Here is a 23,062-nt window from a genome sequence, read left to right on the forward strand (position 1 = left end):
TTGACTCCGAGGGTCGCCCGACCTTCAGCAAAGGCTCAGGCGACCCCCGGAACAACGCTCGTCAACGGGGCTCAGCGGTGGGCGCGGTTCAGGGCGGAGACGACGGCGCGCAGCGAGGCCGCGACCGTGGACGAGTCGATGCCCACGCCCCACAGGACCCGGTCGCCCACCGCGCACTCCAGGTACGCCGCCGCCCGGGCGTCGTCACCGGCGGACATGGCGTGCTCGGAGTAGTCCAGCACCCGCACGTCGTACCCGACCGAGGCCAGCGCGTCGACGAACGCGGCGATCGGGCCGTTGCCGGACCCCGTGATCTCCTGCGTCTCGCCGTCGACCACGACCACGGCCTTGATCGTCTCGTGGCCGCTGCCGTCGCCGGACACCTTCTGCCGCAACAGCCGCAGCGGCGCGGTCGGGTCCAGGTACTCCTCGGAGAACGCGTCCCACATGTCCTTGGGCGAGATCTCGCCACCCTGCGTGTCGGTGACCTCCTGGATGACCCGGGAGAACTCCACCTGCAACCGCCGCGGCAGGTCCAGGTGGTGCTCGGTCTTCATCAGGTAGGCCACGCCGCCCTTGCCGGACTGCGAGTTGACCCGGATGACCGCCTCGTAGTTGCGGCCCACGTCCTTCGGGTCGATCGGCAGGTACGGGACCTCCCACGGGAACTCGTCCACGTGCTCGCCGGCCGCCTTGGCCGCGTCCTCCAGCGCCTCGAAGCCCTTCTTGATGGCGTCCTGGTGCGAGCCGGAGAACGCGGTGAACACCAGGTCGCCGCCGTACGGGTGGCGCTCGGGCACGGGCAGCTGGTTGCAGTACTCGACCGTGCGGCGGATCTCGTCGATGTCGGAGAAGTCCAGCTGCGGGTCCACGCCCTGGCTGAACATGTTCATGCCCAGCGTCACCAGGCACACGTTGCCCGTGCGCTCGCCGTTGCCGAACAGGCAGCCCTCGATGCGGTCCGCGCCCGCCAGGTAGCCCAGTTCGGCGGCGGCCACGCCGGTGCCCCGGTCGTTGTGCGGGTGCAGCGACAGGATGATCGAGTCGCGGCGGGCCAGGTTGCGCGACATCCACTCGATCGAGTCGGCGTACACGTTGGGCGTGGCCATCTCGACGGTCGCGGGCAGGTTGACGATCAGCGGCTTGTCGGGCGTGGGCTGGATGATCGCGGAGACCGCGTCGCAGACCTCCAGCGCGTAGGACAGCTCGGTGCCGGTGTAGGACTCGGGGGAGTACTCGTAGCGGAAGTCCGTCTCCGGGTACTTCTTCGCCTCCTCCAGCGCGAACGCCGCCGCGTCGGTGGCGATCTTCTTGATGCCCTCGCGGTCGGACTTGAACACCACGCGCCGCTGGAGGATCGACGTGGAGTTGTAGAAGTGGACGATCGCCTTGTGCGCGCCGCGCAGCGACTCGAAGGTGCGCTCGATCAGCTCGGGCCGGCACTGGGTCAGCACCTGGATGGTGACGTCCGGCGGGATCGCGCCGTCCTCGATGATCTCGCGGACGAAGTCGAAGTCGGTCTGCGAGGCGGCCGGGAAGCCGACCTCGATCTCCTTGAAACCCATCCGCACCAGCAGGTCGAACATCTTGCGCTTGCGGGCGGGGGACATGGGGTCGATCAGTGCCTGGTTGCCGTCGCGCAGGTCGACCGCGCACCACAGCGGGGCCTTCTCGATGCGCTTGGTCGGCCACGTGCGGTCGGGTACGTCCACCGTCTCGACCTGCTCGTGGAACGGTCGGTAGCGGTGCACCGGCATCGACGTGCCGCGCTGCGGGTTCCAGGCGGGCTGGTCGGCGGGGGCGGGCCGGGCCGGGGTGCGGATGCGGCTGGTGCCGGACGTGTACGCGTCGGGTGACGTGGTCATGGTGCTGACAGCTCCTGCTGGCCGTTCGGGAGGACGACCGGCGGCAACGCTCGATCCCGCGACGGGGGGCCGGTCAGATCAGACCCCGTCACGGCGGCGAAGCAGGAGGGCACGTGCCACGTCGGACAGGTTAACCACATTCCGCCGAGACCTGGAACCGAGCGTCCAGAATATGGACGGGCGGGGCGGTCCGCAGGCGTGGACGCGTCCGAGGAGGTGGTCCCGGTTAGCGGGTGTTTATCACCCGATGGTGTGAGGTACCTGAACGGCATGTCCAGATGGCGAACCTCAACGCGCAGCGGCAGCTACACCGCTGCCCGAGTGATCAGCGGCGTGGGCGCTGTGTTCGCTCTCATCGAGGTCCTCTACATCCTGATGATCCTCTTCGGGGCGAACCAGGCCAACGCGTTCTTCCGCTTCATCCAGCAGCTCGCCGAGCCGCTGGCGCTGTTCTTCCCAGGGCTGTTCCAGCTCGGCAACCCCAACCTGGACGTCATCGTGAACTACGGTCTCGCGGCGGTGTTCTGGCTGGTGGTGACCGGCATCCTGGCCCGTGTCGTAGCGCGGTGAGGCCGCGTCGGCTTGTCGGGTCGCCTTTCCCGCCGATCAGCTTTTCCGATCGGTGGGAAACGCGGCCCGACAAGCCGACGCGGCCTCACCCGCGACACCGGAGGCGGCGCAATTCAACACGGTCGTGTCAGACTCCCGTCATGGCTGAACACACGGCGTCGTCGGATGTGCGGACGCGGATCGTGTCGGTCGTGGCGGGGGTCGTCGGCTGGGCAGGGCTGCTCATCGCGGTCGTCCTGGTCGCTCACGTCCTGCTGACCGTGGGTGGGGCCAACCCGGCCAACTCGATCACCACAACGGTCGCGAGCTGGGCAGACCGTCTTGCCCTCGGCTTCCGCGACCTGTTCACGCCCGAGGACCCGAAACTCCGCGTGTTGATCAACTACGGCATCGCGGCCGTGTTCTGGTTGATCGTCCGGTCACTGGTCGTGAAGCTCGTCCGCCGACTCGGCTGAGTACAGCGGCGAGCCCCACTCGCCGGTGAACACCGTCTCCGTGAGCGGCTTGCGCTTCCGGACCCGGTGTTCCCGCGCCCGCAGGTCCTCCGGCAGATCCGAGTCGTCGCCGAGCACCCCGACGGCCACCACGACCACCGGGACCACGTCCTCCGGCAGCCCGAACGCCTCCCGCACGGCGTCCTTCGAGAACCCGCCCATCTGGTGCGTGACCAGGCCGTTCTCCACCGCCTGCAAGCTGAGGTTCGCCACCGCCAAGCCCACGCCGTACTCGGTGTTCGGCAACGGTCCGCGATCATCCCCAGTGACCCGGCAAGCCACCATCAGCACCGAAGCCCGGCCCGCCCACACCTGGTTGCCCGGCCGCAACGCGTTGAAGATGCGCTGGAACCCCGAGTCGGCCCGGAACCCGACGATGAACCGCGCCGGCTGGGTGTTGCCGTGCGAAGGCGCCCACCGGGCGGCCTCCAGCAACGGCCGCAGGTCGGATGGGGTCAGCACAGCCGCAGGGTCGAACGCGCGGGGGCTCCAGCGCTTGGCGATGATCGGGTTGAGTTCCATCAGATCGCATACTGCCAAGCCGTGATGGCGTAGGCGCCGAACCAGGCGCTGAACACCGCCACCCCCACCAGCACCGCCACCACCGTGGACGTCCGCCGCCGCGCCATCGCCAGCGCCACCGGCACGAGCAGCGTGAACGCGGGCAGCAGCAGCCTGGCCTTGGAGTTCATCAGGCCGTTCGACCCCAGGTCCATGGCCAGCACGCCCGCCCCGTACACCACCAGCGGCCACTCCAGCCCGCGCCGGATGCTCAAGCCCACCAGGGCGATCGCCACGACCAGGAACCACACCGTCGCCAGCTCCAGCACCGACCGCGGTTCACCCAGGATGAGCAGGGCGAACTTCAACGTGGCCGCCCCGCCGTCGAACCGGGAGTCCCACCCGCGCTGCTGCACGGCGAACCACCCGTCCCACTGGCCGGTGCGCACCGCCACGTACCCCAGGTACCCGAGCAGCCCGAGCGGGGCGATCAGACCGCCCACCCACGGCCGCCACGAGTCCTGCCGCTGCACGATCGCGACGAAAGCCGCCAGGCACACCGCCAGGATCAACGCCGCCGCCGTCGGCCGCACCAGCCCGGCGCACGCGCAGCACAGCCCGGCCGGCACCCACCGCCGTTCGACCACACCCACCAGCGACCACGCGGCCAACGCGCAGAAGGTCGCCTCGGAGTACGTCATCGACAGCACGATCGCCATCGGCGAGGCCGCGAACAGCACCACCAGCACCAGGCCCGCGCGGTAGGACCCGCCGAACACCCGCGACCCCAGCCGCTGCAACCCGTACGCGCAGAACACCCCGCTGACCAGGCTCACCGCGAACGCCGCACCGACTGGTTCGACCCCCGGCAGCCCGTCCACCCACCGCACCAGCGCCGGGTAGCCGGGGAAGAACGCCAGCGGCGTCTCCGGGTTGCGCCGCCCGAACGCGTCCACCAGGAACGGCGGCACGCTGCCGTACCCGCCCTCGGCGATGCCCAGGAACCACTGCCCGTCCCACGACGTGAGCGCGCGCGTGACGTCCTTGTTCCACCGGTCCGCCATCAGCGCGAGCACGAGCAGCCCGAACTCCCGGACCACCAGGTACGCCACGGCCGGGGCGAGCGCCAGGGTGACCCGGTGTCTGGCCGCGCGCGCCAGCCGGTCGCGCGCGCTCGGCGCGTCCTCGGGCTCCACGCGAACCGCCTCCAGGGTCGACACAGCAGGAGAGGGTAGTGCCCGTCACGGTGCCCGCTGTCCACTCCTTGGGCCAGGTAGTCTGCCTGCAAGCTGGGGTTTCACGCCCGCGTAACCGGCTGCGTGGAACTCCCTCGGCGTTTGTCGGCTCGGAGGGAGAAGGATCAGTGGCGCTCGTCGTCCAGAAGTACGGCGGTTCCTCGGTCGAGAGCGCCGAGCGGATCAAACGGGTGGCCGAGCGCATCGTCGCGACCCGGAAGGCGGGCAACGACGTCGTCGTCGCCGTCTCCGCCATGGGTGACACGACCGACGAGCTGCTCGACCTCGCGCGCCAGGTGTCCCCGGTGCCGCCCGCCCGCGAGATGGACATGCTGCTGACCTCCGGTGAGCGCATCTCCATGTCGCTGCTGGCGATGGCGATCCACTCGCTGGGCGCCCAGGCCCGCTCCTACACCGGCTCGCAGGCCGGCGTGATCACCACCTCCGTGCACGGCAAGGCGCGCATCATCGACGTGACGCCCAGCCGCATCCAGGACGCGCTGTCCGAGGGCGCCATCGCGATCGTCGCGGGCTTCCAGGGCGTGAGCCAGGACAGCAAGGAGATCACCACGCTGGGCCGCGGCGGCACCGACACCACCGCGGTGGCCCTGGCGGCGGCGTTGAAGGCCGACGTCTGCGAGATCTACACCGACGTGGACGGCGTGTTCACCGCCGACCCGCGCATCGTGCCGAACGCCAAGCGGCTGGAGACCATCACCTACGAGGAGATGCTCGAGATGGCGGCGTGCGGGGCCAAGGTGCTCATGCTCCGCTGCGTCGAGTACGCCCGCCGCTACGGCGTCCCGGTGCACGTCCGATCTTCGTTCAGCAACAAGCCCGGGACCATCGTGTCCGGGTCAGTGGAGGACCTTCCCGTGGAACAGGCGATGATCACCGGCGTCGCGCACGACCGGTCGGAGGCCAAGGTCACCGTGACCGCGGTGCCGGACCACCCCGGCGTCGCGGCCCGCATCTTCCGCGTCGTGGCCGAGGCGGAACTCGACATCGACATGGTCGTGCAGAACGTGTCCCAGGCCGTGTCCGGCCGCACCGACGTGACCTTCACGCTGTCCAAGGACGACGGCCCGCGCGCCGTGGCGGCGTTGAACAAGGCGCGCGAGGAGATCGGCTTCGAGCAGGTCCTCTACGACGACCACGTGGGCAAGGTGTCGCTGATCGGCGCGGGGATGCGCTCGCACCCCGGTGTGACGGCGACGTTCTGCGAGGCGCTCGCCTCGGCGGGGGTGAACATCGAGATCATCTCCACTTCGGAGATCCGCATCTCCGTGATCTGCCGGGACACCCAGCTGGACGACGCGGTCCGTGCGCTGCACGACGCGTTCGAGCTGGGTGGGGACGAAGAGGCCGTGGTGTACGCCGGGAGTGGACGATGAGCCCTGTTCTTGCCCTCGTGGGGGCCACGGGTGCCGTGGGCACCGTCATGATCGACATCATCAACGGCCGGCCGTCCGTGCCGTGGGGCGAGATCCGGCTGATCGCGTCCCCGCGCTCGGCGGGCAAGAAGATCACCGTGCGCGGCGAGGAGCTGACCGTCGTCGCGCTGTCGCCGGAGGCGTTCGACGGCGTCGACATCGCGATGTTCGACGTGCCGGACGAGGTGTCCGCGGAGTGGGCCCCGATCGCGGCGGCGCGCGGCGCGGTGGCGGTGGACAACTCGGGCGCGTTCCGCATGGACCCCGAGGTGCCGCTGGTGGTGCCGGAGGTCAACGCGGACAAGATCTCCGAGCGCCCCAAGGGGATCATCGCGAACCCGAACTGCACGACCCTGTCCATGATGGCCGCGCTTGGTGCGCTGCACCGGGAATTCGGGCTGCGTGAGCTGGTCGTGGCGTCCTACCAGGCGGCTTCGGGCGGCGGCCAGGCGGCGATCGACCGCCTGTACGGCGAGCTGGAAGCGTTGGCGGGCAAGGAGGTCGGCGTCCGCGCGGGCGACGTGCGCGAGGCGCTGGAGGCGGCCGGCCTGCCGGTCTCCGACTCCCCGTTCCCGGCGCCGCTGGCGCTGAACGTGGTGCCGTGGGCCGGGTCGCTGAAGGACGAGGGCTGGACCAGCGAGGAGCTGAAGGTCCGCAACGAGTCCCGCAAGATCCTCGGCATCCCGGACCTGAAGGTGTCGGCGACCTGCGTGCGCGTCCCCGTGGTCACCACGCACTCGCTGGCCGTCCACGCGACCTTCGCCCGCGAGGTGACGGTCGAGCAGGCGCACAAGATCTTCGAGGCGCAGCCGTCGATCGTGCTCGTGGACGACCCGACGGCGAAGAGGTTCCCGACGCCGGCGGACGTGGTGGGCGAGGACCCCACGTACGTGGGCCGGGTGCGCCAGGCGCTGGACTTCCCGAACACGCTGGACTTCTTCGTGTGCGGTGACAACCTCCGCAAGGGTGCCGCGCTCAACACCTACGAGATCGCCGAGGAACTGGCCGACCGCCTGTAGGTTCGCCGTCATGGCGGACGTGGTGCTCGCGATCGACCTGGGAACGACCGCGACCAAGGTGATCGCGGTCGACCGGAACGCGGGCGTGGTGGCATCGGCGGAGCACGGCTACCCGATGCGCACCACGCCCTTCGGCGAGGCCACGCACGACCCGGAAGAGGTGTGGGACGCGGCCGTCCGCGCGTTGCGGGAGGTCGCGTCCGCCGGGCACACCGTCCGCGCCCTGTCGTTGACGGGCGCGATGCACACGTTGCTGGGGCTGGATCCCGACCTCAAGCCGAGCACGCCGTCCCTGAGCTGGGCGGACAACCGCGCGGTCGCCGAGGTGGGCCGGTTGCGCGGCACGCCGCTGGGTATCGGCCTGCACCGCGCCACCGGGACGCCCATCCACACGATGTCGCCGTTGGTGAAGCTCGCCTGGTTCGCCGGGCGCGGCGTCACGGCGGCCAAGTGGTGCGGGCTCAAGGATTACGTGACCCACCGGCTCACCGGCGTCCTGGCGACTGAGCACTCCTCTGCCTCAGCCACCGGCCTGCTGGACCTGGCCACTTCGACCTGGCACTCCGACGCACTGGCCTTCGCCGGCGTGACCGCCAACGAACTGCCCGACCTGCGCGCCCCCACCGACACCCTGCCGCTGACCTTCGACGTCCCCGGCATCCCGCTCGGCACCCCCGTCGTCCTGGGCGGTGGTGACGGCCCCATGGCGAACCTCGGGGTCGGCGCGGTCGTGCCGGGTGTGGCGGCGGTGTCGTTGGGGACCAGTGGCGCGTTGCGGGTGGTCCGGGACCGGCCCGCGGTGGACGAGGACGGGCGGGTGTTCTGCTACGCCGTCGGCGGCGGGCTGTGGGTGCTGGGTGGCGCGGTCAGCAACGGCGGTGTGGTGGCGCGGTGGGCGTCGGACACCTTCGGGGCCGACCTGACGACCCTGCTGGACGAGGCCGCGAGCGTGCCGCCCGGCGCGTCCGGCATCACGGCCCTGCCCTACCTGCTCGGCGAACGCGCCCCGTGGTGGGACCCGGACGCGTCCTCCGCGCTGATCGGCGTGCGGCGGGAGCACGGCCGGGCGGAGATCACCCGCGCGCTGGTCGAGGGCGTGGCGCAGCAGCTCGCGCTGGTGCTGGACGCGGTGCGCTCGGTGGCGGAGGTGGACGCGATCCGGGCGACGGGCGGGGCGTTCCGCAGCGACCTGTGGGCGACCGTCCTGGCCGGGACCCTCGGCCTGCCGCTGGAGGTGGCGGAGGACAGCGAGGGCTCAGGCGTCGGCGCGGCCCTGCTCGCGTGGCACGCGCTCGGCGACCTGCCCGACCTGACCGAGGCCGCTCGGCTGATCCGGCCGACGAAGCGGATCGCCGTCGGCCTGGACCTCATCGAGCACTACGCCCGAACCCGCCCGTTGGTCGCCAAGCTCTACCGCGCGCTACACGAGCTGCGCTGACCGGGTCCGGGTCCGGGTCAGCGCCAGTGACGCCGCAGCGATCCCGACCGCGCCCAGGCCCGCCACCGCGAAGCCCCAGCCCGGCGCGGAGTGGTCGATCACGAACCCGGTCAACGGCGCGCCCAGCGCCGCGCCCAGCGTGAACGCCGATCCCTGCAACCCCAGCGCCTCACCGCGCGCGTTGCCCGGCGCGAGTTCGGCGATCGCGTCCCCGGTCCCCGCGATCGTCGGCGCGCACAGGAAGTTCGTCGGCACGAGCGCCAGGGCGAGCACCCAGGCGGACCCCGTGACCAACCCGATCGGGACGGCCAGCAGCCCCATGAGCCCCATCAGGACCCACACGGGCGGCACCCGGTCCAGTGCCCCGTAGACGAACCCGCCCGCCAGCGACGCGACGCACATCACGACGATCACCGCACCGGTCCACGCGGTCAGGCCGAGGTCGCGCATGGCCGCCACGACCGCCACCTCGACCCCGGACAGCGCGAACGTCGCCCCGCCCGCGCTGATCAGCACGCCGACCAACGGCCGGGTCAGCCACTCGCGCCGGGGCACCCGTTCGCCCTTCTCGCTGCTCACCGGCGGGTTCACCGCGTACAGGACCAGACCGAACAGGACCATCAGCGCGCCGATCGTCCACATGGCGACCCGGCTGCTCCAGTGCGTGGTGAGGAACACGCCCAGCGCCGGCCCGGCCATGAACGCCACCTCGACGGCCATCGAGTCCAGCGCCAACGCGGTGCGCCGACCGGACCGGTCGACCAGCGCGGTCACCACCTGCCGGCCCAGCGACATCACCGGGATGGTGCTCAGACCCGCCAGGAAGCACGTCACCAGCAGTGCCTCGAACGGCAGCGCGGGTGCCACGAACCAGAACACACCCTCGGTGACCAGCGACAACGCCAGCATCGCGCGCAGGCCCCGGCGGTCGGTGAGCCGACCCATCAGCGGCGACCCGACCGCGATCCCGATGGTCGACATGGCCCCGACCAGACCCGCCGCGCCGTACCCGCGCTCCAGGCCGAGCAGGACGTGCATGGTGATCGTCATGCCCGCCGCGGTGGCCGGTATGCGCGCGAGCAGCATCAGGACCAGCGAGGACGGGACCCGGGGCGTGCGCAGGACGGCCAGGTAGGGGGCGAGGTTCACACGGTCCATCTTCACCCGGACGGGCAAAGGCTTTTGTCGACCGACCCCGGGGCGTGCGCTTCTCCTGCTTCCAGGGGTAGCGGGGCGCGACGATCTCGAACGAGTCCACCAGCCAGGTCGCGCGCGACTCGGGCGCCTCGTCGTCCCGGCGCGCCGCGACCGGGCGGCCCGACGCGCGGACCCAGCGGGGCTCGCCGGCTTCGGGCAGGCGGACCACGGCAGGCGCGTCGCCCAGCCGTGCCCGGACCCGGCCCGGGTTCGCGCACGGCCGCGATCCTGGACGCGTTCTTGTCCCGCCGGCGGTGCGGAGGCGGGCGTCGGGACAGGCGGCGCTGAGGCCGGTACCGGCGGCGCCGAAGCCGGCGTGGGCGGCGGCTCCGGCAGCCAGGGTTCACCGCAGGACAACTGACGCAACGGGCCGCCCTCACGGGATCGAGGGCGGCCCGCTGTCGGTGCCCGGTGGGAGAATGAGCCCCCGGGGGCGCTGGAACCGGATTGTCGGTGCTCCCTGGGAGAATTGACCCCAGGGGCGCTCAAACCGGATTGTCGGTGGTCTCTGGAAGAATGGAGATCGGGGGCTGCTCAGCGCGTCGGGGGCTGCTCAGCGCGCCCCGAAGCTCATCAGGCCGCCGCTCCGACGCCCTCAAGCCGTCCCAGGCACCTCGCTCATCAAGCCGTCTCGGGCACGTCCTGCCGGGCGTTCGCCAGCGCCAGCCCCGTGCGCAGCGCGCCCACGGCCTCGGCCACCGCCTCCCGGAACACGCCACCCACCCCCAGGATGTTCGCGAACCCGTGGAACAGCCCCTCGTGCCGCCGCAGCACCACCGGCACACCCTGGGCCGCCAACTTCTCCGCAAAAGCCTCGCCCTCGTCCCGCAACGGGTCGAAGCCCGCCGTCGCCAGGTAGGTCGGCGGCAGCCCGCTCAGGTCCTCCGCCAGCAGCACCGACAGGCGCGGGTCGGCGTGGGAGTCGCGGGACGGGGCGTAGTGGTCGAGGAACCAGTCCATCTTCTCGTCGGTCAGGAAGAACCCGTGGCCGAACAGCTCGCGGGACCGCCGCCGCACCGTCGCGTCCACCGCCGGGTAGAACAGCAGCAGGAACACCGGCCGGGCCACCCGTGCGTGCAGCGCGGTCACCGCTGCCAGGTTGCCGCCGGCGCTGTCCCCGCCCAGGGCGATCCGCGCCGGGTCGACCTTCAACTCCGAAGCGTTCGCCACCGCCCACTCGAACGCGGTCTGCGCGTCGTCCGCCGCCGCCGGGAACGGGTGTTCGGGCGCCAGCCGGTAGTCCGCCGACAGCACCCGCACCCCGGCCTCCACGGCCAGGAACCGGCACAGGTTGTCGTGGCTGTCCAGGTCGCCGCTGACCCACCCGCCGCCGTGGTAGAAGACCAGCAGCGGCGAGCCCTCGGCCAGGCCGTGCGGGGTGTAGAAGCGGCCCGGGACGCCGTCCATGTGGACCGCCCGGACCGTCACGCCCTCCACGACCGGGCCGCTGACCAGGGCGTTGCTCCTGGTCAGGGCGCTGCGGTTGGCGGCCGGGGTGGTGGTCGTCCACTCCTCGCCGGACAACTGCTGCAACCGCAGGATCAGCTGGGCCTCGGGGTGCAGGCGCTGGCCGTCCAGCACGATCGGGCGACCGATGATGAGGTTGCGCAACGGCCGGGGCAGGCCGAACGCGAACCGCAGGACGCCGGCGACGACGCCGGGGGGAACCGACTCGGCGAGCTTCGACATGAGACGCACGTTACTAGCGGGTAGGTCCCGAAGCCAGGATTGGACCTCCAGATAGGTCGAGGTGGCAGGATCGGGCACCATGACGGTCACGGTGGTGGGCATCGGCGGGTCGCTCCGCCCGAACTCGCAGTCCGAGCGCGCGATGCGCATCGTCCTCGGTGCGGCGGCGGACGCGGGCGCCAAGATCATCGAGGTGTCCGGCCCGGACCTCGTCCTGCCGTTCTACGACCCGGCCGTCCCCGAACGCCCCGAGAACGCCCGCCGCCTGATCGACGCGCTGCGCGTCGCCGACGGCGTGGTGCTGGTCTCGCCCGGCTACCACGGCACGGTGTCCGGCCTGGTCAAGAACGCCCTCGACTACATCGAAGACCTCCGCGCGGACGAACGCCCCTACCTGCACGGTCGCGCCGTCGGCTGCGTCGCCGCCGCGCACGGCTGGCAGGCGGCCGTGACCACGCTGACCGCGTTGCGCTCCATCGTGCACGCCCTGCGCGGCTGGCCCACACCGCTCGGTGCCGCGATCAACTCCCGCCAGGTCGACTTCGACCTCGAAGGCGGCTGCTCGGACACCACGGTCGCGGACACTTTGCGCACGATCGGGCGACAGGTGGCGGAGTTCGCCGCGTCACAGACCCGTTAAGCGGCTCTACTGGACGGGTACCTCTGCGAGGGGCGTGAGCTGCCACACCGCCGGGTGTGGTTCGGCTTCGGCCGGGTGTTGGGAGTGATCGGAAGCTCCGACCACCAGCTCGAAGGAGAGCGTTCACCATGCAGGTGCTCTACACGGCGGAAGCGACGGCCGCGGGCGACGGCCGCAACGGCGAGGTCCGGTCCTCGGACGGTGTGATCGACGAGCAGTTGGCCACCCCGAAGGAGCTGGGCGGTCCCGGCGGCGACAAGACCAACCCGGAGCAGCTGTTCGCGGCCGGCTACGCGGCGTGCTTCCACAGCGCGCTGAAGCTGGTCGCCCGGCACGGCAAGGTCGCCCTGGGCAAGACCACCGTGACCGCGAAGGTGAACCTCGGGCCGAACGGCAACGGCGGCTACCAGCTGGCCGTCGACCTGCACACGCACATCCCGGGCGTGCCGCAGGACGTCGCCGACGACCTGGTCGCCAAGGCGCACCAGGTGTGCCCGTACTCCAACGCCACGCGCGGCAACATCGAGGTGGCGCTCACCGCCACCGTCTGAAGGAGGCGTCCATGAGCAAGTCCCCGATCACCAGCCCGCTGCCCGAGGCGGACAAGAAGTCCGTCGGCGCGGTGCTCCAGGCGACCCTGGTGGACTTGATCGACCTGTCCCTGGTCGCCAAGCAGGCGCACTGGAACGTGGTCGGCAAGAACTTCCGCAGCGTGCACCTCCAGCTCGACGAGCTGGTGACCACGGCCCGCACCTACACCGACGAGGTCGCCGAACGGGCCGCCGCGCTGGGCGTCTCGCCCAACGGCAAGGCCAAGACCGTGGCCGCCGCGTCGGGTGTGCCGGAGTTCCCGGACAACTGGCTCAAGGAGGACGAGGTCGTCGCGGCGGTCGTGAGTGCGCTCGCCAAGCTCATCGAGCGGCTGCGGGCGCGCATCGACGAGACGGACAAGTCCGACCTGGTCACGCAGGACCTGCTGATCGAGATCACCAAGAACCTCGAGCAGGCGCACTGGATGTGGCAGGCCCAACAGGCCTGACCGACCCCCGGAACACGCCCCGCGGGACGCCTACCCGGCGCCCGGCGGGGCGTTCCTGTTTCCTCGCCCGCCTCGAACTGTCGTACCCCGGTGGGACAATGGAAACGGGGCCGAGGCCGCCGTCTCTGCGGGAGATTGAGGGCCGGAGGCCGCCATCCCGCAGGAGATGAGGGCCGCCGGTCCCGCGGAACCAGCGGGCCGCCGTCCCGCGGAACCGGAGCCCGGAGGCCGCCGTCCCGCGGGAGATGGGGCCGCCGTTACACGTCGGTCAGAGCACGGTTCGCCGGGCGAAGGCGACCTCGGCCGCGGTCTGCCGGATCGTCTCGGCGACCACCAGCGAGCCGTGGCCGGCGTCGTACCGGTACACCTCGTACGTCGCGCCCCGCTCCGCCAGCCGGTCCAGGTAGTTGTCGATCTGCCGGATCGGGCAGCGCGGGTCGTTCTCGCCGGCCAGCACCAGGACCGGCGCGCGCACCGCGTCCACGTACGTCAGCGGCGAGCACTCCCGGTAACGGTCGGGCACCTCTTCGGGTGAACCGCCGAACAGCGCCCGGTCGAAGGCCCGCAGGGGCTCCATCTCGTCCTCGTACGCGGCCAGGTAGTCCGCGACCGGGACGCCGGCGATGCCCGCCGCCCACAGGTCGGGCTGGGTGCCCAGGGCGAGCAGGGTCAGGTAGCCGCCCCACGACGCGCCGTTGACCACGCACTTCGCCGGGTCGGCGAAGCCGGAGGACACGGCCCACTGGTGCACGGCCGCCACGTCCTCCAGCTCGGTCAGGCCCGGCCGGCCCTCGATGGCGTCGCGCCACTTCGAGCCGTAGCCCGTCGAACCCCGGTAGTTGACGTGCACGACCGCGAAACCGGCGTCCAGCCAGACCGCGCGGTACGCCGAGAAGCGATCTTCGTCGGCCGCGTGCGGACCGCCGTGGAGGCTGAACACGGTCGGCAGCGGACCGTTCCCGGCGTTCTGCGGTCGGGCGACCAGGGCGTGCACGTCGCCGACGAAGACGTCCTCCAGCTCGACCGACGGCGGAGCCTTGTGGCCCGGCGGCGACAGCAGCACGCGTTCGTCGCCGTCCACGTCCAGGACCCGGACCACGCCGGGCTGGGCGGCGGAGGACCAGGAGTATTCGACGGCACCGTCGGGGCGGACGTTCGCCGAGCCGACCGTCCCGTGTGGAGTGTCCAAAGCGGACAGTGTGCCGGTGGTCAAGTCGTAGCGGTGCAAGGTGTTGCGCGCCTGGAACGTGTGGACGACCAGCAACGCCGACGCGTCCTCGTACCAGTCCGCGCTGATCTCGCCGGGCAGGTCGATCGAGATCTCGGTCTCGGTGTCCGCCGCCACGTCCCAGATCAGCAGTTCCTCGCGGCCGCGGCGCTCGTGCAGGACCAGGAGGCGGTTGTCGCCGCGGACCGGGCTGAACGCGATGGCGTCGAGGCCCTTGCCCGGGCCGTCCCACTTCTCGGCCACCGGCGTGCCGTCCGGGGTGACCACGCGCAGCGCGGTGTGCCGGTTGTCGCCGTGCTCGGAGTGGGCGAGGGCGATGAGCGTCTCGTCCTTGGACAGCGCGGCCACGCCGCCGTCGTTCTCGTGGGCGTAGATCACCGCCGCCGGACCACCCGACCGGGACACGTACACCGCCGTCCCGTCGTCGGTGGACGTGCCGACGACGACCACCTCGTGACCGATCTCCAACCCCGCCGGGTACGCGGCGGGCACGCCCTCGACGGCGGTTTCGACCTCGCCGCCGGGCTTGAACGGCTCGCGCACCCAGACGCCGAACTCGTCGCCGTCGGTGTCGTTGAACCACCAGATCGTCTCGCCGTCCGGGCTCAGCGCCGCGTGGGACGTGCCGTTCGGGCGGTCGGTGACCTTGCGGTGGGTGTCCGCGCCGCGGTCCCACGCGTAGATCTCCCAGACGCCGCTGGAGTTCGACAGGTAGAGGCTGCGGTCCGGCGCGTCGTCCGCCCAGCCGGGCAGGCTCACCCGGGGCGCGGTGAAGCGGTCCCGCCAGCGGGCTTCGGCCTCGGGGTCGTCGAACAGCGGCTCGGGGACTTCGGCGGTCGGGTGCGTCGTCACCCCTCCGATCCTGCCGGCTGCCGCGCGGTGACCAGGTGGTAGTCCACGAGACCGCGTTCGGCGGCGGGCAGCCAGCCGCGGTCCCAGTGGTCGCGGTGGGGTCCCTGCGCGAGCCACCGGTCCAGGCCCGCCCACACGTGCGCGCCGATGCTCTCGGCCCGCACCTCGGTGAACCCGGCCGCGCGCAGGTCGTCCAGGAAGCCCTCGACGGTGTGGGGCAGGTCCAGGCCGCGCGCGAACGAGTCCAGCAGGTCGCTCAGCTCCGGTCCGGCGCCGTGCGCGGCGAAGAACGTCGTCACCGCGAGCCGGCCGCCGGGCACGAGCACCCGCGCGCACTCCCGTGCGAACCCGGCCAGGTCCTCGAAGTGCTGCGCCGCCTCCACGGACAGGACGCGCTCGAAGGTGTCGTCGCCGAACGGCAGGTCGTCCGCCGCGCCGACCCGGAACTCCACGTCAGGCGTGTTCCGCCGGGCCCGTTCAACCTGCTCTGGGACGAGGTCGACCCCGCACACCACTCGCGGCCCACGCCCCACGACCTTCCGCGCGCCGACCCCTTGCCCACACCCGACCTCCAGGACCCGGTCGTCCGCGGTGACGTGGAGGGTGTCCAGAACCGTGTCGTAGAGGGCCTGCTGGGCGGCGATGCGCTGGTCGACGGTCAGCTCGCCGTCGAGCGGGATGTCCCGCCAGTACCCGAAGTTGATGAACCCGCCCGCGAAGACGTGCAGGGCGGCGAGGTCTTTCTCACCGTAGGTCCGCCGCCGGACCTCGGCCCGGATCGCCTGCTCTTCCATGCTCCCGATCGTGCCCGGGTCTTGAGTCCAGTTCCTCGTCGAGGATGCGGTCGAAGGTGCGGGACGCGCGGGTGAGTGCGCTCACGGCCAGCCCGACCACGGCGACCGCGAGGCCGACGACCAGGCCGACCACGGGGTTCACCAGCACCGTCACGAACCCGGCCGCGCCGAGGCAGACCAGGCTCCAGGCGATGAAGCGCACCCGGGCGGTGGAGGTCGGTTTCGTCGCGGAGACGGTGCTCATGGTGACTCCTCGCGGGAAGCGTCCGGGCCGACGCGTTGTCCGACATTTCGCGTCGATCTCCACGCCCGTTACCGTCCGTGAGTTGAACCGTCAACCTTCACTCATATGGCTTAACAGAACGTGACCGCCCCTCGGCTGTATAACTACAGTACGTCAGAGTTCCGCTACTGAGCTGAAGATTCACTACATCGTGTGGCTCTGCCACGCCGGGCACTCGGCGGCGTAACGCGATCACAGAGCGTGCCGACACGGGAACAAGACCCGACCGAAGGGGCCCGCCGCCCGATGACCCTCAGCCGCTCGGCCGCGGCCGCACTGGCCTTGATCGCCCTGACCGCGTGCTCACCGCCCACCACCGCTATCCGCCCGACCGAGGCGCCCTCACCGTCCGCCGCTGCCACCACCATCGAGCCGCCACCCACCGCGAAGACGTGCACCGTCCCCGACGTCGTCGGCATGGTCCACCAAACCGCCCAGGACACCATGCAGGCCGCCGGCCTCTACCGCCTGCGCGAGGAGGACGCCACCGGCCAGGGCCGCGCACTGGTCGTCGACCGCAACTGGACGACCACGGCCCAGAGCGTCCCCGCCGGCCGGGTCGTCGACTGCACCACGGAGATCCTGCTGTCGGCCAAGAAGATCGGCGAGTGAAACGGCGAAGGGGCTGCCCGATGATCTCGGACAGCCCCTTCGGCTGGTCGGGGTGACAGGATTTGAACCTGCGACCTCTTCGTCCCTAAGCAAAGGTCCAACTCCGGTGACCTACTCGTTCGCGCAGCTCAACCACCGTGTCAGGTCCGTTGACGTCCGGGCGCGTATGCCTACGAACGGGGTCGTTGTCACACAGTTGGTCACTACGCTGACCCCCGAGTTGACGTGCGCTTAAGCCGTGGAGCGCCCGAGCGCCCCATGTAGTCACTCCAGCCGGTCGGGTTCAGGCGCTTGACAGGGCTCTGAACTGCCAACCACAGCCCTTCTGCCGCATGGACTCCACGTCCGTGCTGGCTGCACAGGGGGCAGGCGAGGCCTGACCGTAGAGCGCGCCTCACTCGACCAGCGTGTCCACCCTCTCAGGCCCTACCGGCCGTCACCAACGTCATGACCCGCAACAGCTAGACCCGCGCCGGCCCACGAACTGCCCACTAGCGCGCGGGGGTAGTAGGACCTCACGTCGCACCAGGCGACCGCGCAACCACGCGGAAGCCGGAGGGCCAGGGTGGTAGGGCGGCCGGGTTCTGTGTGCCCTTCGCCCAGACCGGCGTGTTATGCGTGCCATGCCTCTAAACCGGCCGCTGCTGCCGTGATTGTCGAACCCTCACCGGATCGGATGAGCGGCTGGCGTCGCTGAGCAATGGCTGAGACCTGTGGATCGGCCGGTGAGGGGCCGCACCTTCCCGGTGATCGAGTAGAGGTCTCAAACAGGCCGACGTTGGCGCGTCGGTCGGGAAGGCACGCCCATGCTCACCGTAGTTCCTGACCCCCGTATCCGGTGACAACGACCAGCCGGCCGCCGGGGGGCACCACCCGTTCACAGCGCGAAAGGCTCTTGACCAGCGCGAACGCGGTCAAGGGCCTTACTCGTCTATCCGGCCGTGTCAGGTGGAGTCCGGCCGCCTACGGGTGTCCGGGCCAAATACGGCCAAAGTTCAGCAGGACCTGACGCCTCCGGACCGCACCGCTCCTGGCCCTCCGACCTTGCGCCACGAACGGGTGACCGTTGCGAACGGATGGTTCACTGAAGAGTTCTTCCTTGCCTACAACCACGAACACCGACACTCCGGCATCGGCATGCACACCCCGCATCCGTCCACTTCGGAACCGCAGAACAGATCCGCGACCGACGCCAAGCCACCCTCGACCGCGCCCATGTCCGACACCCGCAACGCTTCGCGCGCCGCCCCAACCACCCCGACTGCCCAAGATGGCCTGGATCAACCAGCCCATCGGGCAACCACAACCGGCACCATAAACACAACCTTTCTCATCTAAATTGACGACTAGCGCGACGCCGTCATCGCCGGGCGGGTGACTGTGCGTACTTTACGGATCACTAGTGACAGGGCGGACGAGTTATACGGCTTACTGTGACGTGGATTCCGGTCACGCTTCGCTCAACTGATCTCACCCATCCACACGTGTGTGGGAACTAGTTGGTTGAGCCTGGCAGCGGAGACGTCGCTGCTGGACACTACCTCGTGTCCAAATTTCTCTCCGGGCGATCGAAAGATATTCGAGCGTCGCTCTGATACATGTCAGGAGGATTCCGTGCGAGCCCTACGTGTTCTCGTTGCCGCCGTTGCCGCCGTTGCGCTGCTCACCAACGCCGGCCCGGCCATCGCGCAGGACGAACCCGCAACCCGAGATTTCGAGTCGACGGGCATCTTCTATTTGCAAGAGAACCTCGACCTACAGTCGGTCCCGGTAAATCAATACGCGGACTCCCAACTCAGGGTCCGGTTTACTCAGCCCGGTATATACGATCTCGACTACAATGTGCGCGGCGCGATCTCCGGGAGGACACCGTTCGACGCGCTCATCGTCGTCCGACTCTGGAATGAGACAACGAGCAGCGTGGTGGGCGGTAGCGAACGCATGGTGGTGCATGTCATCGACCGCGACCCAGCCGATCTCCCGGTGGGCGCCAACGACACGATTCCGATTAGTGAGCGAATCACGGTGGACGGCGTACCGACCACGATCGTGCTGCAGGCGATGCGATTCGTCAGGCAGCCCAGCGGGAATACGACGGCGGCCTGGATCTTCTCCAACCCGCACGGCCGCACCTCCGTCCGTGTTCTCAAGGTGCACCCGTAGCCGTTCCAGGCCGAAGCAAAAATCCGGATCTCTGGCCATGCGTGTTTGTGCAGCTCAGATACCAGATGACGTCCGTTGACGTCCGGGTACGTATGCCCGCGAACGGGGCCGTTGTCACGCAGTTGGTCACGCGCTGACGAGGTGAGCGCCCAACCGTCACGTACCGGCTTCCCGTCGTCCGCGACCCTGACTCGCTCAAATCAGGCGCTCCACAGGCTTCTGAGCGGCCAACGACAGCCACTCTGTCGCCCCGTTCGCCCGACTCTTGCACACTCCAGACCGGACCACCCACGCGTGTGCGGGGGGAAGACGTGTGGTTCGAGCACCCCGACCACGGCAAGCAGGGGCCACCCCTGCGTGTGCGGGGAAGACGGGGACGCGCTGCACCTCGGCAAGCGCGTCCGCGGGCCACCCCTGCGTGTGCGGGGAAGACACTTCTTGACCTGGGACTATAGCGGCCAGTGGCCTGGGTCTCATTCACTTTGCAGCCGGACCGCACTCTGGCATCCCCACTGACCGGCACTACAACGGGTAGGTGAGGCCGTTGGCGTCCGTCCGGGTGTGTATCCGTGATCGCGGCCGTTGTCGCGCAGTCGCCCGCTGCGCTACCTCTCCTACCTCCTCCCTCTCTCGGGGATGGAAAACAAACCCGCAAACCCGCAGGGACCAGGCACAAGGGTGGCTGACCTGGGCAAACACCGCGCGGGTTTGGGTGTGGGTTTGGCAGATGTGGCGGCTTTGAAACCCGCATCCAAACCCGCCAGACCGCCCTCGGTCCTCAAGGCGGCGGGACTGAACGCCGCCGAGTGGACGCCGCATGAGCTACGTCACAGCTTCGCGTCCCTGCTTTCGAACAAGGGGATGACCATCGAGCAGATTTCGCGGCTGGTCGGGCACAGCGGAACTTCAGTCACTGAGGAGGTCTACCGCCACCAGATCCGGCCCGTGATCCAGGACGGGGCGATCATCATGGATCAGATCTTCCCGGTGGTCGCGGAACCGTAGTCACGCAGTTAGTCACGCAGGAACGAGTCAGGGCCGGTATGTCTTAAGACATACCGGCCCTGAGCTGGTCGGGGTGACAGGATTTGAACCTGCGACCTCTTCGTCCCGAACTAGGTACGGCACCCGCGCCGACCTGGGTGCACACCTAAAAGCCCTGGTAGGGACGTTGGTGGCTGTTGGTCCATGTCGGCATCCGGAGCACTCCATCGCCACTGCTTCTCCCAGATTTCTCCCCAGGGCCACACCCCTACTCGCGGGGGATGAACGTTCGCCACGTCGCCTGCCCTCGGAGCCTGGCGGTCGTGTCCAGGATGAGGTCATGGCAGCCGCAGCCAGCCACGTTCGAGCGCTCTACAGGCTTCTGAGCGGCCAACGAGAGCCGCTGTGCCGCGCCGTCCGCCGGGGCCAGCCGCGCCAGTCCCAGGCCCTGCCACCACGCCTACGCGCCCCCAGGCGGGTTCTCCCCGCCCTCCGGGTGGCTCGTTGCGTGGCTGTACTGCTCCTACTCCCCCCTCTCAGGATTAGAGAACAAACCCGCAAACCCGCAAGATGCTGGAGCAAGGGCTGTTGACCTGCACAAACACGGCGCGGGTTTGGGTGCGGGTTTGGATGACACGGCGGGTTTGAAACCCGCACCCAAACCCGCCAAACCCGCGCACGGGAGGCCACAAGCCCCCTACTACCCCGTGCGGGGTAGTAGGGCCGTCCTGCCCTGGTTGCCCGCCTGCGCCAGGCCTGCCAAATCCGTCTTATCGAACAGCAGAGCAACGAGTAGGTTCACGAGGGCAGCGAAAAGGGGGCACCGCGACTAAGCGGTGCCCCCTTTCTCGTTTTAGTCCATACCTGTTAGTGTCCGGTAGTACATCCCATTCGCCTGCTTAATCTGCGACGCTTTGACTTCAAGCGCTCGCGATGCTTGTTGCAGTGCGACATCCCAAGGGTCGATAAGCGTTTTGTTGCCGTCTTCTCGCTTCAATTCGCGTAGCACCTGTGCGGCGTCAGACGCAATCGGTGACGAACGCTTCTCCAGGGCGTTCGCCGCGATCTCAAGGGCCGAGTTCCAAGGATCGTCACAACTTGCCGGTTCAGTTTCGCGGATGTTGGCCACAAAGTTGGCCGCTTCGATCCATGCTGCTGCCAAGCCGTCGGGATCGTACCGATTCACGTGCTCCCCCAATCCAACTGCGCGTTGCATCAGTGCCCCTGAACCGCGAATTCGACCCGGGACCGTTAGATCTTCGGCGGTGACCTCAGCCACCTTGATGAACCCATGTCGTTTGTAGTAGTCCTGCAACGATTGGTTGTGCCGGTGGACATCCAGGCGTAGCCACTTCTTCCCCCAAGCCGCAACTCGCTCCGCCGCCCAATCGAGCAACGCGCCACCGATGTCGTGCCCGGCCGCGCGTCGCCTGACTGCCATGCGGAAGACATAGCCGCCTGTCTCGGAACCGTCCGGCCAACCGTGCGCGAACTGAGGATCGGCGGCTTTCGAGAGCGTGACTGTCGCGACGGCCTCACCAGTCTCGTCACGTGCAAGGAACGTCATACCGTGTTCGATATACGACCGAATCCTGTCGGTTCGCCACGTTGCGTCGCTTGTGAACGAGGCGGGCCACTGGTCGATGCCGCGCCCCTTTAGCCAACCTGCGGCATCGTCAAGGATCTCCAGAACCGTCGGCAGTTCGTCCGGCTGTGCAACATCGATCGACAGCTTCAAGAGCTTTCCCCGCGATTCCCGCTGAGAGCGGATTGGTTCACGGCAAGTTCGTAGCGAACGAACTGACGATCTCCCGCAAACACGCTGACAAGGACTCGAACACGCCTACCCTGGTCGTCAATGCCGATGCGGGCGTGCTCACCTACCGGAGTCCCCTTGGGCAGGAGCAGCAACTCTGCTTCTTCATCCCTTGGCATCCGTGAACGCAGTTCATCAATGAACTTCACCTGTCGGATGCCGAGCGAGGCGATAATGCCTCCCGGCATGGTGATGTCGCGCTCTTCAAGCAACGGAGCGACGCCGTTCACCTGTCGTGTTGCGATGTCTTCAGGGAACCACGAGTCAGCAATCATCGCGGGAGTCCACTCAATCGCGCCGGGGCGGCGGACCGAACGGATGCGCCGCCGACGGTAGAGCCGCGTTTTTGATTCGACGTCGAGCCACTTGGCGACCTGTGCGGGTGCCGCTCGCTGCGTGACGGTGACCTGCTGACGCGCTTCCCAGCCCTGATGTTCGACGTCGTTCGCCCACTGGTCCACGCCGCGAACCACGTCGTCCTGGTACTCGCCCACCTCGAACTTGGTGGCGTTGAAGCTGATCTCCAAGGAGCTACGGACGGTGCGGCCGACGCTTCCTGCCCCAGCCGACACCAGCCCGGCCTGCTCCAACCGGGTGAATGCGTTCCGGATTGTTGATCTGGCTACGCCGTACCTCTCGACCAGTTCCCGTTCCGGGGGCAGCTGATCTCCCGGGGCGTATTTGCCCTGCTCAATGGCCTCGCGCAGATCGTCGTAGACGACCTGCCAACGCGCCCTGCTGTCCACCTTTGCGCCTCCCGGTGTGGCCGGTTTGGTCAGTTTGGAGCGTACCAAGTGCTTGCGCCCGCGTCTCGATGGTGCCTATGGTACGTACCAAGCGAACCAAGGGCGAAGAGGTCGCCAAGCCACCAGCCCCGTTCCGCTTCCGATCTTTGAGAACTGCATACGTTCCTGGATTCAGCGACTGGGCATGGGCTGACGAAGGGGGTGGGCCGTACGGCGGCGCGGTGAGAGCCGGTCCGCTAGGTCTGTCCACACTGGAGGGAGATCACCCGACATGGTTCGGGCGGATCCCAGAAGGTGATTAAGCCCTTCCCGCCGCACGTGGTTCTTGCCGTGCGTTGCCGTGGGAGACGTTGCCCTGATCGCTGCGTGTGCATGGTCCCGGCTGGGAAAGCCGCCGGGACGTCCGCAACCCGTGCGCCTTTCCGCCGTGGACGTAGCGCAGTCGTTCTTTGACATCTCCACAG

The 23,062-nt window shown here is 69.2% G+C and carries 21 protein-coding genes; 11 read left to right on the plus strand and 10 right to left on the minus strand.

The genetic code is table 11. From position 1 onward, the window contains the following. Nucleotides 1–71: 71 nt before the first annotated feature. Nucleotides 72–1,865 carry a 2-isopropylmalate synthase gene (leuA, locus tag RIN75_RS03445; RefSeq protein ID WP_309110248.1) on the minus strand — a complete coding sequence of 598 codons (1,794 nt, stop codon included), beginning with the start codon at nucleotides 1,863–1,865 and terminating at the stop codon, nucleotides 72–74. Nucleotides 1,866–2,135: 270 nt separating this feature from the next. Between leuA and RIN75_RS03450 the strand changes: the two genes are divergently transcribed. Together RIN75_RS03450 and RIN75_RS03455 are read left to right on the plus strand one after the other, a co-directional pair. After that, nucleotides 2,136–2,435, plus strand: a complete 300-nt coding sequence (locus RIN75_RS03450; RefSeq protein ID WP_309110249.1) for a hypothetical protein — start codon at nucleotides 2,136–2,138, stop codon at nucleotides 2,433–2,435. A gap of 140 nt (nucleotides 2,436–2,575) precedes the next feature. Next, nucleotides 2,576–2,890, plus strand: coding sequence for a hypothetical protein (locus RIN75_RS03455; RefSeq protein WP_309110250.1), 315 nt, complete (start codon nucleotides 2,576–2,578; stop codon nucleotides 2,888–2,890). Here RIN75_RS03455 and RIN75_RS03460 read toward each other — a convergent pair. Beyond that, on the minus strand, nucleotides 2,855–3,451 hold the full coding sequence (locus RIN75_RS03460; RefSeq protein WP_309110251.1) for a nitroreductase family protein: 597 nt from the start codon (nucleotides 3,449–3,451) through the stop codon (nucleotides 2,855–2,857). The two genes, RIN75_RS03455 and RIN75_RS03460, sit on opposite strands and share 36 nt — an antisense overlap. After that, nucleotides 3,451–4,650, minus strand: a complete 1,200-nt coding sequence (locus RIN75_RS03465; RefSeq protein ID WP_309110252.1) for a hypothetical protein — start codon at nucleotides 4,648–4,650, stop codon at nucleotides 3,451–3,453. The genes RIN75_RS03460 and RIN75_RS03465 overlap by 1 nt, the downstream gene beginning before the upstream one ends. A 143-nt stretch (nucleotides 4,651–4,793) precedes the next feature. Here RIN75_RS03465 and RIN75_RS03470 point away from each other — a divergent pair, with 143 nt between their 5' ends. Genes RIN75_RS03470 through RIN75_RS03480 form a run of 3 tightly spaced genes read left to right on the plus strand, consistent with a single transcriptional unit; the run spans nucleotide 4,794 to nucleotide 8,555 of the window. Continuing rightward, nucleotides 4,794–6,059, plus strand: coding sequence for an aspartate kinase (locus tag RIN75_RS03470; protein ID WP_121223638.1), 1,266 nt, complete (start codon nucleotides 4,794–4,796; stop codon nucleotides 6,057–6,059). Beyond that, nucleotides 6,056–7,117 (plus strand): aspartate-semialdehyde dehydrogenase, encoded by a 1,062-nt coding sequence (locus RIN75_RS03475; RefSeq protein ID WP_309110253.1) that lies wholly within the window; start codon nucleotides 6,056–6,058, stop codon nucleotides 7,115–7,117. Before RIN75_RS03470 ends, RIN75_RS03475 begins: the two co-directional genes overlap by 4 nt. Nucleotides 7,118–7,127: 10 nt before the next feature. Continuing rightward, on the plus strand, nucleotides 7,128–8,555 hold the full coding sequence (locus tag RIN75_RS03480; RefSeq protein WP_309110254.1) for a gluconokinase: 1,428 nt from the start codon (nucleotides 7,128–7,130) through the stop codon (nucleotides 8,553–8,555). Here RIN75_RS03480 and RIN75_RS03485 read toward each other — a convergent pair. Together RIN75_RS03485 and RIN75_RS03490 are read right to left on the minus strand one after the other, a co-directional pair. Next, complete coding sequence (locus tag RIN75_RS03485) at nucleotides 8,538–9,704, minus strand: MFS transporter (protein ID WP_309110255.1); 1,167 nt, start codon at nucleotides 9,702–9,704, stop codon at nucleotides 8,538–8,540. The two genes, RIN75_RS03480 and RIN75_RS03485, sit on opposite strands and share 18 nt — an antisense overlap. A 669-nt stretch (nucleotides 9,705–10,373) precedes the next feature. Then, nucleotides 10,374–11,441, minus strand: coding sequence for an alpha/beta hydrolase (locus RIN75_RS03490; RefSeq protein WP_309110256.1), 1,068 nt, complete (start codon nucleotides 11,439–11,441; stop codon nucleotides 10,374–10,376). Between the two features lie 79 nt (nucleotides 11,442–11,520). On the opposite strand from RIN75_RS03490, the gene RIN75_RS03495 reads away from it, so the two are divergent. The 3 genes from RIN75_RS03495 (at nucleotide 11,521) to RIN75_RS03505 (ending at nucleotide 13,120) form a co-directional block, all read left to right on the plus strand. Beyond that, the gene (locus RIN75_RS03495) at nucleotides 11,521–12,081 is read left to right on the plus strand and encodes an NAD(P)H-dependent oxidoreductase (RefSeq protein ID WP_309110257.1); all 561 of its coding nucleotides are present in this window, start codon (nucleotides 11,521–11,523) and stop codon (nucleotides 12,079–12,081) included. A 128-nt stretch (nucleotides 12,082–12,209) separates the two neighbouring features. Further along, the gene (locus RIN75_RS03500; protein ID WP_309110258.1) at nucleotides 12,210–12,632 is read left to right on the plus strand and encodes an organic hydroperoxide resistance protein; all 423 of its coding nucleotides are present in this window, start codon (nucleotides 12,210–12,212) and stop codon (nucleotides 12,630–12,632) included. 11 nt (nucleotides 12,633–12,643) lie between these two features. Beyond that, entirely contained in the window at nucleotides 12,644–13,120 is a 477-nt protein-coding gene (locus RIN75_RS03505; protein WP_309110259.1) for a DNA starvation/stationary phase protection protein, read from the plus strand. A gap of 268 nt (nucleotides 13,121–13,388) precedes the next feature. Here RIN75_RS03505 and RIN75_RS03510 read toward each other — a convergent pair whose 3' ends face one another. The 3 genes from RIN75_RS03510 to RIN75_RS03520 are packed head-to-tail and all read right to left on the minus strand — an operon-like array spanning nucleotide 13,389 to nucleotide 16,238. After that, nucleotides 13,389–15,200, minus strand: a complete 1,812-nt coding sequence (locus RIN75_RS03510; RefSeq protein ID WP_309110260.1) for a prolyl oligopeptidase family serine peptidase — start codon at nucleotides 15,198–15,200, stop codon at nucleotides 13,389–13,391. After that, nucleotides 15,197–15,994 (minus strand): methyltransferase domain-containing protein, encoded by a 798-nt coding sequence (locus tag RIN75_RS03515; protein WP_309110261.1) that lies wholly within the window; start codon nucleotides 15,992–15,994, stop codon nucleotides 15,197–15,199. Before RIN75_RS03515 ends, RIN75_RS03510 begins: the two co-directional genes overlap by 4 nt. After that, nucleotides 15,945–16,238 carry a hypothetical protein gene (locus RIN75_RS03520; protein WP_309110262.1) on the minus strand — a complete coding sequence of 98 codons (294 nt, stop codon included), beginning with the start codon at nucleotides 16,236–16,238 and terminating at the stop codon, nucleotides 15,945–15,947. Before RIN75_RS03520 ends, RIN75_RS03515 begins: the two co-directional genes overlap by 50 nt. 285 nt (nucleotides 16,239–16,523) lie before the next feature. Here RIN75_RS03520 and RIN75_RS03525 point away from each other — a divergent pair, with 285 nt between their 5' ends. The 3 genes from RIN75_RS03525 (at nucleotide 16,524) to RIN75_RS03535 (ending at nucleotide 20,057) form a co-directional block, all read left to right on the plus strand. Then, nucleotides 16,524–16,889 (plus strand): PASTA domain-containing protein, encoded by a 366-nt coding sequence (locus RIN75_RS03525; protein WP_309110263.1) that lies wholly within the window; start codon nucleotides 16,524–16,526, stop codon nucleotides 16,887–16,889. 1,614 nt (nucleotides 16,890–18,503) lie between these two features. After that, on the plus strand, nucleotides 18,504–19,052 hold the full coding sequence (locus RIN75_RS03530) for a hypothetical protein (RefSeq protein ID WP_309110264.1): 549 nt from the start codon (nucleotides 18,504–18,506) through the stop codon (nucleotides 19,050–19,052). A 678-nt stretch (nucleotides 19,053–19,730) separates the two neighbouring features. Further along, nucleotides 19,731–20,057, plus strand: coding sequence for a tyrosine-type recombinase/integrase (locus RIN75_RS03535; RefSeq protein ID WP_309110265.1), 327 nt, complete (start codon nucleotides 19,731–19,733; stop codon nucleotides 20,055–20,057). Nucleotides 20,058–20,889: 832 nt separating this feature from the next. Here RIN75_RS03535 and RIN75_RS03540 read toward each other — a convergent pair. Both RIN75_RS03540 and RIN75_RS03545 read right to left on the minus strand, forming a co-directional pair. Continuing rightward, complete coding sequence (locus RIN75_RS03540) at nucleotides 20,890–21,774, minus strand: GNAT family N-acetyltransferase (protein ID WP_309110266.1); 885 nt, start codon at nucleotides 21,772–21,774, stop codon at nucleotides 20,890–20,892. After that, a complete protein-coding gene (locus tag RIN75_RS03545) occupies nucleotides 21,771–22,598 on the minus strand; it encodes a GntR family transcriptional regulator (RefSeq protein WP_309110267.1) in 828 nt (275 codons plus the stop codon). The genes RIN75_RS03540 and RIN75_RS03545 overlap by 4 nt, the downstream gene beginning before the upstream one ends. Nucleotides 22,599–23,062 lie beyond the last annotated feature (464 nt).

This window comes from Saccharothrix sp., assembly GCF_031180885.1.
GTDB lineage: Bacteria > Actinomycetota > Actinomycetes > Mycobacteriales > Pseudonocardiaceae > Actinosynnema.